14 protein-coding genes and 1 riboswitch are annotated in these 13,187 nt (G+C 43.4%); of the genes, 1 reads left to right on the plus strand and 13 read right to left on the minus strand.

Annotated features, from left to right (window positions below; translation table 11 throughout):
* Nucleotides 1-79 precede the first annotated feature (79 nt).
* The 12 genes from fni to AC4EG4_RS01530 all read right to left on the minus strand — a co-directional run bounded on the left by fni (nt 80) and on the right by AC4EG4_RS01530 (nt 11,582).
* On the minus strand, nt 80-1,114 hold the full coding sequence (gene fni, locus AC4EG4_RS01475) for a type 2 isopentenyl-diphosphate Delta-isomerase (RefSeq protein ID WP_490986737.1): 1,035 nt from the start codon (nt 1,112-1,114) through the stop codon (nt 80-82).
* Between the two features lie 22 nt (nt 1,115-1,136).
* Complete coding sequence (gene rpsA / locus AC4EG4_RS01480; protein ID WP_490978053.1) at nt 1,137-2,282, minus strand: 30S ribosomal protein S1; 1,146 nt, start codon at nt 2,280-2,282, stop codon at nt 1,137-1,139.
* Between the two features lie 68 nt (nt 2,283-2,350).
* Nucleotides 2,351-2,941, minus strand: coding sequence for a lysophospholipid acyltransferase family protein (locus AC4EG4_RS01485; protein WP_490978052.1), 591 nt, complete (start codon nt 2,939-2,941; stop codon nt 2,351-2,353).
* A 1-nt stretch (nt 2,942) separates the two neighbouring features.
* Complete coding sequence (gene cmk, locus AC4EG4_RS01490) at nt 2,943-3,617, minus strand: (d)CMP kinase (protein WP_490978051.1); 675 nt, start codon at nt 3,615-3,617, stop codon at nt 2,943-2,945.
* A 153-nt stretch (nt 3,618-3,770) separates the two neighbouring features.
* Nucleotides 3,771-4,460 carry a glutamic-type intramembrane protease PrsW gene (gene prsW / locus AC4EG4_RS01495; RefSeq protein WP_490978050.1) on the minus strand — a complete coding sequence of 230 codons (690 nt, stop codon included), beginning with the start codon at nt 4,458-4,460 and terminating at the stop codon, nt 3,771-3,773.
* Between the two features lie 86 nt (nt 4,461-4,546).
* The gene (locus AC4EG4_RS01500; RefSeq protein WP_490986738.1) at nt 4,547-5,515 is read right to left on the minus strand and encodes an asparaginase; all 969 of its coding nucleotides are present in this window, start codon (nt 5,513-5,515) and stop codon (nt 4,547-4,549) included.
* A gap of 182 nt (nt 5,516-5,697) precedes the next feature.
* Complete coding sequence (locus AC4EG4_RS01505; RefSeq protein WP_490986739.1) at nt 5,698-6,666, minus strand: YpdA family putative bacillithiol disulfide reductase; 969 nt, start codon at nt 6,664-6,666, stop codon at nt 5,698-5,700.
* A gap of 66 nt (nt 6,667-6,732) precedes the next feature.
* Complete coding sequence (locus AC4EG4_RS01510) at nt 6,733-7,494, minus strand: metallophosphoesterase (protein WP_490978047.1); 762 nt, start codon at nt 7,492-7,494, stop codon at nt 6,733-6,735.
* Between the two features lie 69 nt (nt 7,495-7,563).
* Entirely contained in the window at nt 7,564-8,193 is a 630-nt protein-coding gene (locus AC4EG4_RS01515; RefSeq protein ID WP_490978046.1) for a CBS domain-containing protein, read from the minus strand.
* 68 nt (nt 8,194-8,261) lie between these two features.
* A complete protein-coding gene (locus AC4EG4_RS01520) occupies nt 8,262-9,053 on the minus strand; it encodes a LysM peptidoglycan-binding domain-containing protein (RefSeq protein WP_490978045.1) in 792 nt (263 codons plus the stop codon).
* 79 nt (nt 9,054-9,132) lie between these two features.
* Nucleotides 9,133-10,560 (minus strand): RecQ family ATP-dependent DNA helicase, encoded by a 1,428-nt coding sequence (locus AC4EG4_RS01525; protein ID WP_490978044.1) that lies wholly within the window; start codon nt 10,558-10,560, stop codon nt 9,133-9,135.
* Nucleotides 10,557-11,582: a YpbB family protein gene (locus AC4EG4_RS01530; RefSeq protein WP_490986740.1), complete on the minus strand. Its 1,026-nt coding sequence runs from the start codon at nt 11,580-11,582 to the stop codon at nt 10,557-10,559. The genes AC4EG4_RS01525 and AC4EG4_RS01530 overlap by 4 nt, the downstream gene beginning before the upstream one ends.
* Nucleotides 11,583-11,688: 106 nt before the next feature.
* Here AC4EG4_RS01530 and AC4EG4_RS01535 point away from each other — a divergent pair, with 106 nt between their 5' ends.
* Nucleotides 11,689-11,940, plus strand: coding sequence for a ferredoxin (locus tag AC4EG4_RS01535; protein ID WP_038704175.1), 252 nt, complete (start codon nt 11,689-11,691; stop codon nt 11,938-11,940).
* A gap of 322 nt (nt 11,941-12,262) precedes the next feature.
* On the opposite strand, the gene AC4EG4_RS01540 is transcribed toward AC4EG4_RS01535, so the two are convergent.
* Complete coding sequence (locus AC4EG4_RS01540) at nt 12,263-12,844, minus strand: ECF transporter S component (protein ID WP_490986741.1); 582 nt, start codon at nt 12,842-12,844, stop codon at nt 12,263-12,265.
* A 143-nt stretch (nt 12,845-12,987) separates the two neighbouring features.
* Nucleotides 12,988-13,120: riboswitch (FMN riboswitch) on the minus strand.
* Between the last annotated feature and the right edge of the window lie 67 nt (nt 13,121-13,187).

Here is a 13,187-nt window from a genome sequence, read left to right on the forward strand (position 1 = left end):
TCCACTTCTGATATGCCTATTATACACGAAAAAGGCGATGGCATCTGTTAAATGTCCATCCCCCTAAAATGTGCAATATTCAGTTTTTCTTAAGATTTGCGTAAGATGCCGGATTGTAGCCTCTTGCAGTAAGATATTGCGCCAACTCTCCGGAAATGACCGCAGGACATTTCTGCAGATCTGCTAAATTTTTAGCTCCCAACGCAGTCATCATCATCGCAAGATCTTCATAAAGCCCATTAATATCAGTGATTAGCTGTTTTTCGCCATCCTGCATCGCTGTTTTCAAAAACGATCCAGCCAGGCCAACTGCATCAGCACCCAATAAAAATGCTTTGATCATGTCCTGGGCATCCTGGATGCCGCCTGAAGCGAGAACCGTTTTGCCAAAAACACTCTTCACTTCCACAATTGCAGCTGCTGTCGGAATGCCCCAATCTTCAAAATACGCCAGCTTGCGTCTGCGGCGTTCATTTTCAATTAAGGCAAAATTCGTCCCGCCAAAGCCACTGACATCTATTGCAGAAATTCCGGTACGGCTAAGTTTCCCTGCAGCTTCACGCGACACGCCAAAACCCGTTTCTTTAATGATCACAGGCACTGTAAGCTCTTCTGCAATCGCCTGTATGCGGTCCAGTGCTCCACGAAAATCACGATCACCTTCAGGCATAGTCAACTCCTGCACCACGTTCAAGTGGATTTGCAGCGCATTGGCTTCGATCATCTCGACCGCCTCCTGAGCCTGCTGGATTGTTGCCTCACTGCCAAGATTGGCCAGCAAAATGCCATTGGGGTTTTCTTTTCTGACAATCGCGTAAGATTGTCGCTCATTGCGGTCTTTCAGCGCGGCCATCTGCGACCCGACGGCCATTGCCGCTCCCGTCTCTTTCGAAACCCGTGCTAACAATCCATTTAATTGCTCGGTGTCTCGGCCGCCGCCGCCGGTCATGGCATTAATAAAAACAGGTGATTTCAAGTTCAAATCACCTGTTTTTGGTTTTATGCTGATGTCGGAAACTGCAGAATCCGGCAAGGCCTGATGGACCAACCGAATATCATCAAACATGTTCTTTCTGCTCTGTCCTGTCGATAAAGCAAATTGTATATGATCCATTTTACGTTCAGCTCTCGACATCTTATTCGGACTTAAACCCTTTTAGTTTATCGCCAATTACATCACTGATTGAGAATCCAGTAGACTCTTCAGGCATATCGTATTTCGAGAAATCCTGATCGCCTTCTTTTTCCTGCAGCTCTTTGATGCTAAGTGACAGACGCTTATCGGTTTTATTGACTTCAAGAACTTTTACTTGAACTTCTTCGCCTTCAGTCAATACTTCATTTGGGGTTCCGATATGCTTATGCGCAATTTGAGAAATATGGACGAGTCCTTCCACTCCCGGCAAGACTTCCACAAATGCACCGTAGCTGACCAGACGCTTGACCGTTCCTGTATGAACAGAACCTTTTGGCGCCTTCTCATCTATAGAGTCCCATGGTCCAGGAAGTGTGTCTTTAATGGATAAGGAAATCCGTTCGGAATCCCGGTCAACAGACAGTACTTTCACTGTCACTTCTTGGCCTTCCGTTACAACGTCAGAGACCTTTTCTACGTGTTCATGCGACAGCTGAGAAATGTGGACCAAACCATCCACACCACCGATATCAACAAAAGCTCCGAAAGACGCAATGCGTTGTACTTTGCCTTTCATCTCGTCTCCAGCATGAATTTTTTCCATGACTTGAACTTTTTGAGATTCTTTTTCTTTTTCAATAACCGCTCGATGAGAAAGAATCAAGCGATTATTTTCTTTTTCCATTTCAACAATTTTAAATGTTAGCGTTTTTCCTTTGTAATCTTCGAATGATTCTACAAAATAATCTTCCACTAAAGAAGCCGGAACAAATCCGCGGACGCCTAAATCGACGACTAATCCGCCTTTTACGACATCTTTAACTTCTGCTTCGATAATCTCGCCTGACTCGAATTTTTTCTCTAATTCATCCCAAGCTTGCTCGGCATCCACTTTGCGTTTGGATAAAACGAAATTTTCATCTTCTACTTTCGTGATGATCAGATGCAATTCATCTCCGACTTCAACCGAATCTGATGCCTTTTCGATATGCAGGCTTGATAACTCACTGATGGGAATAATGCCATCAAAAGGCGCCCCTTCAATTGTTACGGTTACTGCTTTTTCTTCTATTTTGGCAACTATCCCTATTACGCGATCTCCTGTTTGGAAGTCACGGTTTTCCATCATATTCGTTTCCTCTGACATAAGTAGCCCTCCTTCACAAACTATCCACTTTCTATTTTATTCGAATTCTCTAATAAAAACAAAAATTATCACTTATTAACCGCATAGTCATCAAGAATTTTCTGGATACTGGACATAATGGCTTCTGTCACTTCATCTACTGACGCTTTTCGCTCGCGAAATGGCTCCATTCGGATGGGTTCACCATAAACAACTTTAACTTTGCGAAACGTCTTATAAGGACCAATGATGGCGCAAGGCATTACATCTGCATTGCCCCGCAGCGCAAAGAATCCTGCGCCACTGAGCCCTTTTTTCAAGACACCATCTGTAGACCGCGTCCCTTCAGGAAACAGCCCTACAACTTCTCCGCTTTTTAATATCTTCAATGCAGTACGAAGAGCTTCGCGGTCACTCATTCCCCGCTTTACAGGAAAAGCATTTACTTTCGGCAAGAGCGGCCCAAGAATTGGCGCCTTGAACAATTCTTCTTTTGCCATGAAATGGACGGTTCTTGGGGCTGTCATTCCTACTACCGGTGGATCAAGTGCGTGTATGTGATTGGAACACAGCAGAATGCCGCCTTCTTTCGGAAAATTTTCAGCGCCGATTATTTCAAAGCGGTATAAAGGGCTTAATACTGTTTTCACTAGTCCTTTTCCAAACGCGTATAAATTCACTTTACAGCAACCTCTCTTCAGCCAGTTTTAATATGCTCTTCGCAGCTTCATCAATCGTTAAGTCGGTTGTATCAAGATAAATCGCATCTTCTGCCTGACGCAGCGGAGAAACAACACGCTCACTGTCCATTTTGTCCCGCTCGGAAATTTCAGCCTGAAGTTCTTCAAGAGGCGTTCGGATATCTCTTTTTTTATTTTCTTCGAACCGTCTTCTTGCACGTTCTTCGACTGATGCGGACATAAATACTTTTAGTGCAGCATCCGGCAGGACGTCAGTTCCAATATCCCGGCCATCCATAACCACTCCGCGTCCTTCAGCGAGTTGCTGCTGCAGCTCAACCATCCGGATCCGAACCAGTTCATGCGCCGCCATTTCTGAAACAGCTTTGGTAACATGCTGAGAACGGATCGCTTCTGTCACATTTTCTTTATCAAGGAAAACCAGCTGGCCATTTTCAGACGGCTGCAGGTCGATTTCTGTTTTCGATAGCAACTGGCCCGCTTCTTCATTGCTGGCCATGTTTATTCCTTCAGCTAAAGCTTTTAATGTAATCGCTCGGTACATAGCACCGGTATCGATGTATACATAGCCCAGTTTTTCTGCAACGATCTTCGCTATTGTGCTTTTGCCCGCAGCCGCTGGCCCATCGATCGCTATTTGTATCGGTTTCGTCAAAATAGTCACCTCATCATATGTATTCATCATATTTTAACATAAGAAAAGCGGGAGTGTCTTTGAAGACTCGACTCCGTCAGAAAATCTAATAGGTTATATTTTTTTAAACAAAAAAAGTCTTAATGTATAAGACTTTTTCTCAGAGTATTTGTTTTATTCACCTGATTGCGCCGACGAATTGTGGTCATGGTAATGTGACAGCGAAAGTTGATGGGCCTGCTTTACTTTCCGTAGGCCGAACCACCAAAGAAATAACATAAATGGAATAGCTCCATACATAATATTATCGTAAACATAAAGACTTGAGTTGTAAGCAAGATGGAGAATCACTGAGCTGGCAAATGCCCAGCCAATCAACCGCCAGCGTTTACTGCTTTTGGAAAACTTCGCCTTGCCAAAATAATAGCCCATTACAACGCCAAATAAGGCATGGCTGGATACTGGCAAGAATGCACGTATGAAAGCGGTTTGCATGCCAAACTCCAACAAATACAATATATTTTCGACTGTGGCGAAACCCAAAGACACGCTTGCCCCATAAAGGATGCCATCGTAAGGATCTTCAAAGTCAACATGGCGATAAACGGCAATTAGCAGAACCAGCCATTTAAAAAACTCTTCCACAAAGCTGGAAAATAATATATTCTGTGCAAAGCTATTGGTAAAGACGCCCTCTGCATCAAACACATATTGAACAAAGAGAATAGGGAATGTTAAAGCTGCACCATACAAAAAGCTTTGAAATAGCAATTTAGATGGCTCGCTGGAAAACTGGTCACGCAAATACAAATAACTAAACAACGCTAAACTCGGGGCTATTGCTACAGTTAATAGAATAATCATCGGCCTACCCCTTTGTTTGGATTACCGTTATTGTATCATGTTTATCAGCATGATTTTCAGCTTTTCCAAGCAGTCTGCAACGGCTTTTATCTTTCAAAAGCATCCGCTTGGATAGACTCACCGGTGGACAATAAAACCGAAAGTTTGATGCGTGCTTTTTTGCTGTCATAGTCACTTCCGAGCACAACACCGCGAGTCAGCAGGTCATGTGCGCTTCCTGGGTAGCTGTAGGCAGGGTACGCGTTGCCTTCTTCAGCACTTGTTGTCAGGATGACCGGAATTCCTTTTCTGACAGCATGATCAAGTGCATCAACCATGTGTGGAGAAACCTGCCCCCTGCCTGCCGCTTCCAGTACGATGCCTTTGGAAGGACCCGACACCAGCATATCGACCAAATAGCCATCTTGACCAGAATGGCATTTTATGATATCCACTCGCGGCAATGGGCCTTTAACTGTATGTACTTCATGTAATACAGGTTTTTGGTAAACCCGTACCGTGTCATTGTCGATAATACCAAGATAGCCATGCCCGAACGAATCAAAGCCTTGCAAGTTGCTGGAATGGACTTTCTTGACGTATTTGGCACTGTAAATCCGTTCGTTAAAGACTACAACTGCCCCTATTCCTCTCAAACTATGGTCTACTGCTACGTAAATTGAATTGCGCAGATTGGAATAAACATCGGTTCCAACTTCTTCAGGAGAACGCTGTGAGCCTGTGATGACCATTGTACGGTCGTCATCAATTGTCAGGTCCAAAAAATAAGCTGTTTCTTCTAACGTATCGGTACCGTGAGTTACAACAACCCCCTCAACTTCCGGATCCTGTAATTCCTGAAGAATCGCTTCTCTAACCGTCAGCATTTGCTCGAAGCCGATGTGCATACTCGGCAATTGGAAAACATCAATCACTTTTACTTCAATTTCTTCTGGCAACTGGCAAAGTTCAGCCAGTTCCTTTCCGGAAATGGCACCTGATTTCAGTAAGCCATTGGAAATTTCTCTACTGGCGATAGTTCCACCCGTGGTAATCAACGATACTTTCTTTTTCATTTTCTAACTCCCTTTCACGGTTTCACAATAGATTCAAAACTACAAAAAGAAAGCACAATCAATATGTGCTGTGCTTGTAGATAAAAAAATAGTTAATTATAAGACTCAAAGAATAAACTCTCATTTAGCGCGTTTATACAGAATCCTTTGCTCTAGGTGGGAGCAGCGAAGCTTTAGCACACTCAATATGTGCTTTCTTTTTTTGCAATAGCTTCCGCAATTTGCTGTCCATGAAAGCGACCATTTTCAATAAAGATTTCATTCGCATTATTGCCTGCTGCGATCACTCCAGCAACGTACAAATTTTCTACATCAGTTTCCATCGATTCTTCATCAAAAGAGGGGCGTCCAGAAATGGGGGCAATGGAAATACCCATCGACTGCAAAAATGAATGGTCCGGATGATAGCCGATCATCGCAAAAACAAATTGGTTTGGAATCGTTTCTTTTTGATCGTTGACTGTTAGTTCCACGGCATGGTCCGTAATTTTGTCGACCATCGAATCAAACAGCATCGAGATTTCCCCTTTTCTCACCAACCCGTCAAACTCTGGCAAAATCCATGGCTTGATGCTCTTGGAATAGCTTGTGCCATGATAGGACACCGTTACACGGCTCCCGGCCTTATGCAAAGCGAGAGCAGCATCCACTGCCGAGTTCTTGCCGCCAATCACTAGAACGTCCTGGTCGAAATAAGGATGTCCTTCTTTGAAATAATGCATCACTTTGGGCAGTCCGGCACCTTCGACTTCCAGTTTGTTGGGCTGGTCATAATAACCGGTCGCTGCCACGACGTACTTGGCCTGGTATTGTCCTTTGGACGTAGTCACGGTAAATTGACTGTCCTTTTCTACCCGTTGAACCGTTTCAAACGGACGCACTTGAATGCCGCTCCGCTTGACGACTTCACGGTAGTAAACCAATGCCTGGTTTCGCTTTGGTTTACTCCCCTCTATGATAAATGGCACATCGCCAATCGATAATTTTTCACTAGTGCTGAAAAAAGTTTGGTGCGTAGGATAATTAAAAATCGCATTGACGATATTGCCTTTCTCGATCACCACCGGATATAGGCCGCGTTTTTTGAGCTCAATCGCTGCGGATAAGCCGCATGGACCGCCGCCAATAATTACTGCATCTACATTTTCCATTTTAAAACATCTCCTGTACGTAATCCTATTCTAACCATACTCGATTTATCTGCAGGGATACAAATATTATTTTTCTGCTTTGATTTTAGGAAATATAGTCAGCACATGGTATTCCGCCTGGGTGCCAAGCCGCAAGTGCAAACCTGTCGTACCAAAGCCATTGCTGATGAGTTCGATTCGATCTTTTTTTACTTTGATTGAGCCTTTTCTAAATAAACCGAAAGGTCCAATGCGAATTTGTCCTCCGTGTGTATGTCCAGCAAGCAATAAGTCTGCAGCATACCGCCCTTTTACTTTCCAAAAATCAAATGGGGTGTGAGAAACAAATATAACCGTATCTTGTTCCCCTACATCTTGAAACGCCGTTTCGAAACCATTTGGCTTGTATGCAAAACGGTCAAACCCAACCAATTTTAACTGTTCATTGCCAAAAAGAGACACTGACCGATCGTCTAACACAATTACACCATGCTTGTCGAAAATTCCCCTAAGTGAAGCTTCGTCAACTTCTCGGTCATTATTGCCCCACACAAAATAAACCGGAGCAAGTGCCGTCAAGTTTCCAATGTTTTTGTCGACCCGTTCTAGCGGTACACCCCTTTCAACCAAGTCGCCTCCGATCACGATTACATCAACAGGGAAATCAAGCAAATCAGCCTGTACGACTCTGCGGTGGATATCGGCCATGAACAGTAATTTAAACGGTTTGAATGGTAGAGTTGTCGGCAATTCCACGGTTTCCTCTACGAGTTTTTCCGAAAAAGCATTCCGGACCATAAAAAGAAGCAGCGCCGTAGCTGCAAAAACAACACCAAGTATCTTTTTCATTATAAAAGTTCCTTCCAAAAAGAAGAAAAAACATAAGCGAGGCTTATGCTTTTTCTTCTTATTCTGCTATTAATCTTCTGCGATGTCTAATACACGGAAACCGGATTTTTCCAGTTCTTTCACAAATCGATCGACATTGTCTTTCTTTTTAATCTTCAAGACAATGCGGCGAACCATTTTATTGGTTTCATCAAATGTAACGAGCGAAACTACGGATTCCTTATACTTTTCGATAATTTCTCCGAGACGACCAATACGTCCTTCGGATTCTACCGAAGTAAACGTGATGCGATAGCCCGGTTTGTTCATCCCAAAGGCACTTTGCAATTGGTTGACGATATCAAAGCGGGTAACGATTCCCAAAAATTGGTGGTCTTCAACAACAGCAATAATCGGGAAATCATTGAGTTCAACCAACGCTTTTTCGTACACATCGTCAATTCCCAAGTAAACTCTCTCGTTCACCATGACGTCGCTGATCTTAGTCGAGTTAACAAAATCCTCATTTGATTTTCCAGAATAGAAAAACGCACGGTATGCATGGTACCAAGTAAAAATCCCTTTGTACTCCGTCCCATTCACAACCGGAATCGCATCAATTGAATACTTTTCCAGCAGGTCAAAACCTACCTTAACCGTATCTTCCATTTTAACTGTGATGCATTTCTCTCTTTTGACCATCGCACTTTTAACAAACATCTAATCGCCTACTTTCTAATCTGTCACTTGTATTCCCTATCCAACTGCCCGCTAATCAATGTAGCAGGTTATGGCAAAACTAAGGTTTGTCCTGGACTAATACTGTTTGAGCTCAAGCCATTCGCCTGTTTGATTTTTTCTACAGCTGCTGCTGCCCCAGCCGCTCCGTAATTATTCACAGCAATGCGGTAAAGCGTTTCACTTGATTGAACCACATAGGTTTTTCCGGAAGCGCTAGGTTCTTCCTGCTGTTCCTCAGCGTCGGCATCTGCTGCTTCTTCAGCATCCTTTTCGGCTTGTGCCTGTGCTGCCGCCTGTGCCTCTGCTTCGGCTTTTGCTTGAGCATCGGCTTCTGCTTGGGCTCGTTCTTCGGCCGCAGCTTGTTCTTGAGCTTTAGCCGCCGCTGCTTCTCTTTCGGCTTGCGCTGCTTCTTCAGCTTTCGCTTCTGCGTCGGCCTTAGCTGCAGCATCCGCTTCTGCTTTTTCAGCCGCTTCTTTCTCAGCTGCCGCTGCTTCTTTTTCTGCTTGTTCTTGTTGTTCTTGTTGCTCATCCTCATCATCGTCGGCCGCAGCGACAGAAGTCTCAGATGGTTGGGAATTCATCTCAAAACTCACTTCATTTTCTGCGGGTGTAGCTGTCAGTGAATCATCGGGTTCAAATAAAAAAGCTACATAAATCAGTAAAGAAACCGGTATTAATATAAAGATAAAAAATAACGCAGGCATCAAAAGGCTTTTGCTTTTTTTGGCTTTAGGCTTTTGTGCCTGTCGCTGAGCTGCTCTCGACAAGGCCGAGTTTTTGTCCACCGATATTTCCTGTCGATTTTTCTCAATCGACTCATGATAACTTTGATTTCCCATAGATGACTACCCCTATCTGTACTAATATATCTATTATGACGAAATAAGGCTCATTTGTAAATGACAGTTAACGAGTTTCTTATATAGGTAATATTACACTTAAACGATCCTGCCATTCAAGTGGCAACTGCTTTTTTTTAGGAAGTGAAAAACTTTCAAAGACATGATAATCGATCCCATCGTTGACACAACAATTGTTTGGCTTGTCTTTAAGGTGTTGATCAAAGCATTGAATAATATAGCTGCGCAAGCATCCATCAAGTTCGATCAGTTGTTGAATTTTTTGTACTTGCTGCCTCTTCCCGCTCCTTAAAAGCTCTATCTGCTGGATGACGCCTTCGACAGGCAAATGGGTCATCCAGTAGGAAACGACTCGGAATGCGGTTTCTCTGACAACTCCCTGGTCAATCAGATGCACTGCACCAACTCCGTCGCGGAAAACTGCTTCGATTTCATGCTGTGTGGGCAAGTCATCCATCACCAGGCTCTCGAGCAGCCCTTCATCTCCTTGCGCATATAACAAAGTAGCTAAAGAAGGTTGGCCATCCCGCCCCGCTCTTCCGACTTCCTGGACATAGCCCTCAATCGACGTGGGCAACTGAAAATGAATGACGTGCCGGATATTCGGAATATGGACGCCCATACCAAAAGCATTTGTTGAACAGATCCATTGCAGCTCTCCATTTTGAAATTGCTGCTGCACAAACATGCGATCCTGATGCTCCATTCCCCCATGATAAAATGCGGCTGAAATTCCTTGTTCTGTTAAAAGCATAGATAGTTCTTGGGACTTTTTCCTAGTTCCAGCATAGATAATACCTGGACCATTAAATTTCTGGACAAATTCTTTGATGAAATCGATTTTGTCTCGTCCTTCTTCAAACTTTTTAATGTCGTAAACAATATTTTTCCGGTCCATCGGATGGCGATATACGTAAGGATCTTTAAGCGCTAAATATTTTTTAATTTCTTCCGTTACTTTATCAGTCGCAGTCGCTGTCAATGCAAGCACTTGTGGAAAATTTAAAGACGGCAGAATTTCAGAAATCCGAAGATAGTCTGGCCTAAAGTCAAATCCCCATTGGGAAATGCAATGGGCTTCATCTGCCACCAGCAATGAAATCCGAATTTGCTGCAGCTTTTGTTTAACAAAAGGCTGGACAAGCATTTCCGGTGAAATAAAAATAAATTTATAGGAACTAAGCGTACTCCAAATTCTTTCTCTATCTTCCGGCTTTAAAAATGAGTTTATGGCGACTACTGATTTCTCGCCCATTTTTTTTAGTTGTGCCACTTGATCCTGCATTAACGACAATAGGGGGGAAACAATCAAAACGCTATCCGGCAACACTTTTGCCGGTAGCTGGTAGCAAATTGACTTTCCCATCCCGGTTGGCAACAGCGCAATGACATCCTTGCCAGCCAAGACACGTTCGATAATTTCTCGCTGCCCCGGGCGAAATGATGAAAAACCATAAGCGGAATGCAGTAACTGATCTAAATTCATTCTTGATCCTCCCTAATTGCCAGTGCAAGACGAATTTGAAAATAACTGGCTTCCGGCAGATGTTCTTTGATTTCACGCAATCTCTTGGTTTCCCTGTGCCGGCTTTCTGCCACAATCGCCTCATAAAGGGCCTGATTTACAAACGGTATGTAATTAAAAAAAGGATCGTTCATCGCCAATTCCACAAAATGATCCTCGATCGTACTGGTTTTCAGTTGGCGCAGTGAAGCAATTTGTTCCAGCGAAAACCCTTTGTCGAATAATTTTTCTGTTCGCTGCGCAGTTTCTGTTAATGAAGATTGCTGTATGATGCCTTCCATTAATCCTCGCAAAAGCACTGGTTTGGTCTGTTCGATGACGGACATCCACCCATGAAGCGTTTCTACAGCCATTAACTGAACATCCATAAGAGACAAGTTTTTGGAATCGGCAATTTGCTGCCAAGTCAATCCGCTTAAGCCAGCTCCAGTTAATCGTTCCATGACAATCATTTTATGTGTTTCAGAAACCTCTGCAGCGGTTAATGTAGTAAAAAGTTCTTCTTTAAATGCTTGAGCCACTGCTAAATCACGAAAATGGATTCGTCTCAAATAGTTTTTCACCCACTGCTGTACTTCTTCATTGCTGACAATAGGGTCAAAAGTTTTCTCCTGCTGGCTAATATGGGAAAAAGTTTGAACAATTAGTGACAGCCGGCTGAAGAAAAGATTTTCCTTGCCTCGGTATTTCCAACCGTTGAGCGGGGAAGCTGCAATCGCCATTTCTTTTGCTTTTTGAGACAAATCAATTACCTGTTCATTATCCAGTAAATGTCCTTCTGAAAATAACAGCTGAACCGTTTGGTCATAGGCTTTCTTATCCAGTTTTGGCAGCACGCCAAAATAAGGATACAAGCCAAAATAGCCAATATCCTGTATCGTTTGACCAGACTTCTTTCCTTTGATCAAATGATAAGGCGAAGAGATGGTCCGCTGCCGGTTGACAGCCTTCATAATGGCAAGAATAAGTTCTGTAAATAACAAGCTTGCGCCCCCTAGCGGTTTTTGGTTGAAAAACTACTCAAACACCTTTAGAATAAAAACGATAGTATAACTGAACTTGTTCGGAGATAAAGGAGAGGAAAACAATATGGCTAAGTATACCATTGTCGACAAGGATACTTGTATCGCTTGTGGTGCTTGTGGTGCTGCAGCACCTGACGTTTATGATTATGATGACGAAGGAATCGCTTTTGTTATTTTAGATAATAACATGGGGACAGAACAAGTTCCAGACGAACTCGAGGAAGATATGGAAGATGCATTTGAAGGCTGTCCAACAGATTCCATCAAAGTCGCGGATTCATCTTTCGAAGGCGACCCTTTAAAATACGAAGACTGATCCAAATAGAAAAGGCGTTCGGCAGTGAATAACTGCCGAACGCCTTCTTTTTTTATGCAAAGCCTTTTTACATTTTTATTTCAAACTCCAGCGCCCAGATTATTGAGTCATAAGTCAACCCAGCCGCGTGGCAAAGTACGCCATACTGCTGGGTTGTCTATGCCCGTCGAATCTACACGGGCGCTTGTGCTTTTCTATGTCTAGACTTCAGCAGCCAGCCCCTCGAGTCGCTTCAGTCTTACCAGCAATGGCTGAAGGACGCCATTACCGGTAAGGCTTCTAGCGCTTGTCGGGGCTAAACGGCTGCTTACGCTTTTCTTTTTTATGATAAATAATAGGACCGTTGCTTTTCGATCCACGTATGCATACTGCTGAACATCAGCAGGACGACCGCAGTCAAAAGCAAACCTTTGATTAAGTTAAATGGCAAGATCCCCAGAACGATTGTTCCAAACAGCACATTGCCTGTTTCTGCAGGCATGTTAAGGAAATAAGTGTACATTGGCAGGAACACTAAATAATTTAAAACGCTCATGCCGATTGCCATTGATAATGTACCGGCAGCCAAGCCAAAGGCCATGCCTTTTTTAGTTGCTACTTTGTGGTAGATAAAATAAACTGGCAAAATAAACAATAAACTTGTAACAAAATTAGCCATGTGGCCAACTGGAACTCCAGTCGGACTTCCTGCAAACAACCAATCCAACACGTTTTTGAAAAATGCGACTAAAATTCCTGCGACCGGCCCCATTGTAACAGCTGCGATCAATGCAGGCACATCACTGAAATCGACTTTCAAAAAAGCAGGTAATGCAGGTAGTGGAAAGTTGAAAAGCATCAAAATAAACGAAATACTGCTCAACATCCCGATAACGATCATCGTTTGCAACTTCTTGTTCTTCATATTCCTCTCTCCTTGTAGTGATTCACCAGAAGAAAAGTTTGGACCGTGCATGTACGTACAAAATCCCCTAAGCAATACGCTTAAGGGAGAAAAGGCACACTTAACAAGCGTTCCGTTTATACATAAACGACACACGTCCGCACCTTCACCTTCTCCCATCCAGACTATACTGTCGGCTTTGGAATTTCACCAAATCCTGCGTTTTACGGCTCGCGGGCTTATGAACAGAGTTCAATTACCGCCGGTAGGGAATTGCACCCTGCCCCGAAGATGAATCGATATTTTGTTATGTCCTAATCTTAGTATATAGAAAGAGCATTGTAAACCAATATGTTTACAATGC

This window comes from Planococcus sp. TJ-201, from assembly GCF_058268495.1.

Excerpts from the sequence above, each read along its gene's own strand:
- fni (WP_490986737.1), bottom strand. The coding sequence starts at position 1,114 with ATGGATCATATACAATTTGCTTTATCGACAGGACAGAGCAGAAAGAAC.
- rpsA (WP_490978053.1), bottom strand. The coding sequence starts at position 2,282 with ATGTCAGAGGAAACGAATATGATGGAAAACCGTGACTTCCAAACAGGA.
- prsW (WP_490978050.1), bottom strand. The coding sequence starts at position 4,460 with ATGATTATTCTATTAACTGTAGCAATAGCCCCGAGTTTAGCGTTGTTT.
- AC4EG4_RS01500 (WP_490986738.1), bottom strand. The coding sequence starts at position 5,515 with ATGAAAAAGAAAGTATCGTTGATTACCACGGGTGGAACTATCGCCAGT.
- AC4EG4_RS01505 (WP_490986739.1), bottom strand. The coding sequence starts at position 6,666 with ATGGAAAATGTAGATGCAGTAATTATTGGCGGCGGTCCATGCGGCTTA.
- AC4EG4_RS01510 (WP_490978047.1), bottom strand. The coding sequence starts at position 7,494 with ATGAAAAAGATACTTGGTGTTGTTTTTGCAGCTACGGCGCTGCTTCTT.
- AC4EG4_RS01515 (WP_490978046.1), bottom strand. The coding sequence starts at position 8,193 with ATGTTTGTTAAAAGTGCGATGGTCAAAAGAGAGAAATGCATCACAGTT.
- AC4EG4_RS01520 (WP_490978045.1), bottom strand. The coding sequence starts at position 9,053 with ATGGGAAATCAAAGTTATCATGAGTCGATTGAGAAAAATCGACAGGAA.
- AC4EG4_RS01525 (WP_490978044.1), bottom strand. The coding sequence starts at position 10,560 with ATGAATTTAGATCAGTTACTGCATTCCGCTTATGGTTTTTCATCATTT.
- AC4EG4_RS01535 (WP_038704175.1), top strand. The coding sequence starts at position 11,689 with ATGGCTAAGTATACCATTGTCGACAAGGATACTTGTATCGCTTGTGGT.
- AC4EG4_RS01540 (WP_490986741.1), bottom strand. The coding sequence starts at position 12,844 with ATGAAGAACAAGAAGTTGCAAACGATGATCGTTATCGGGATGTTGAGC.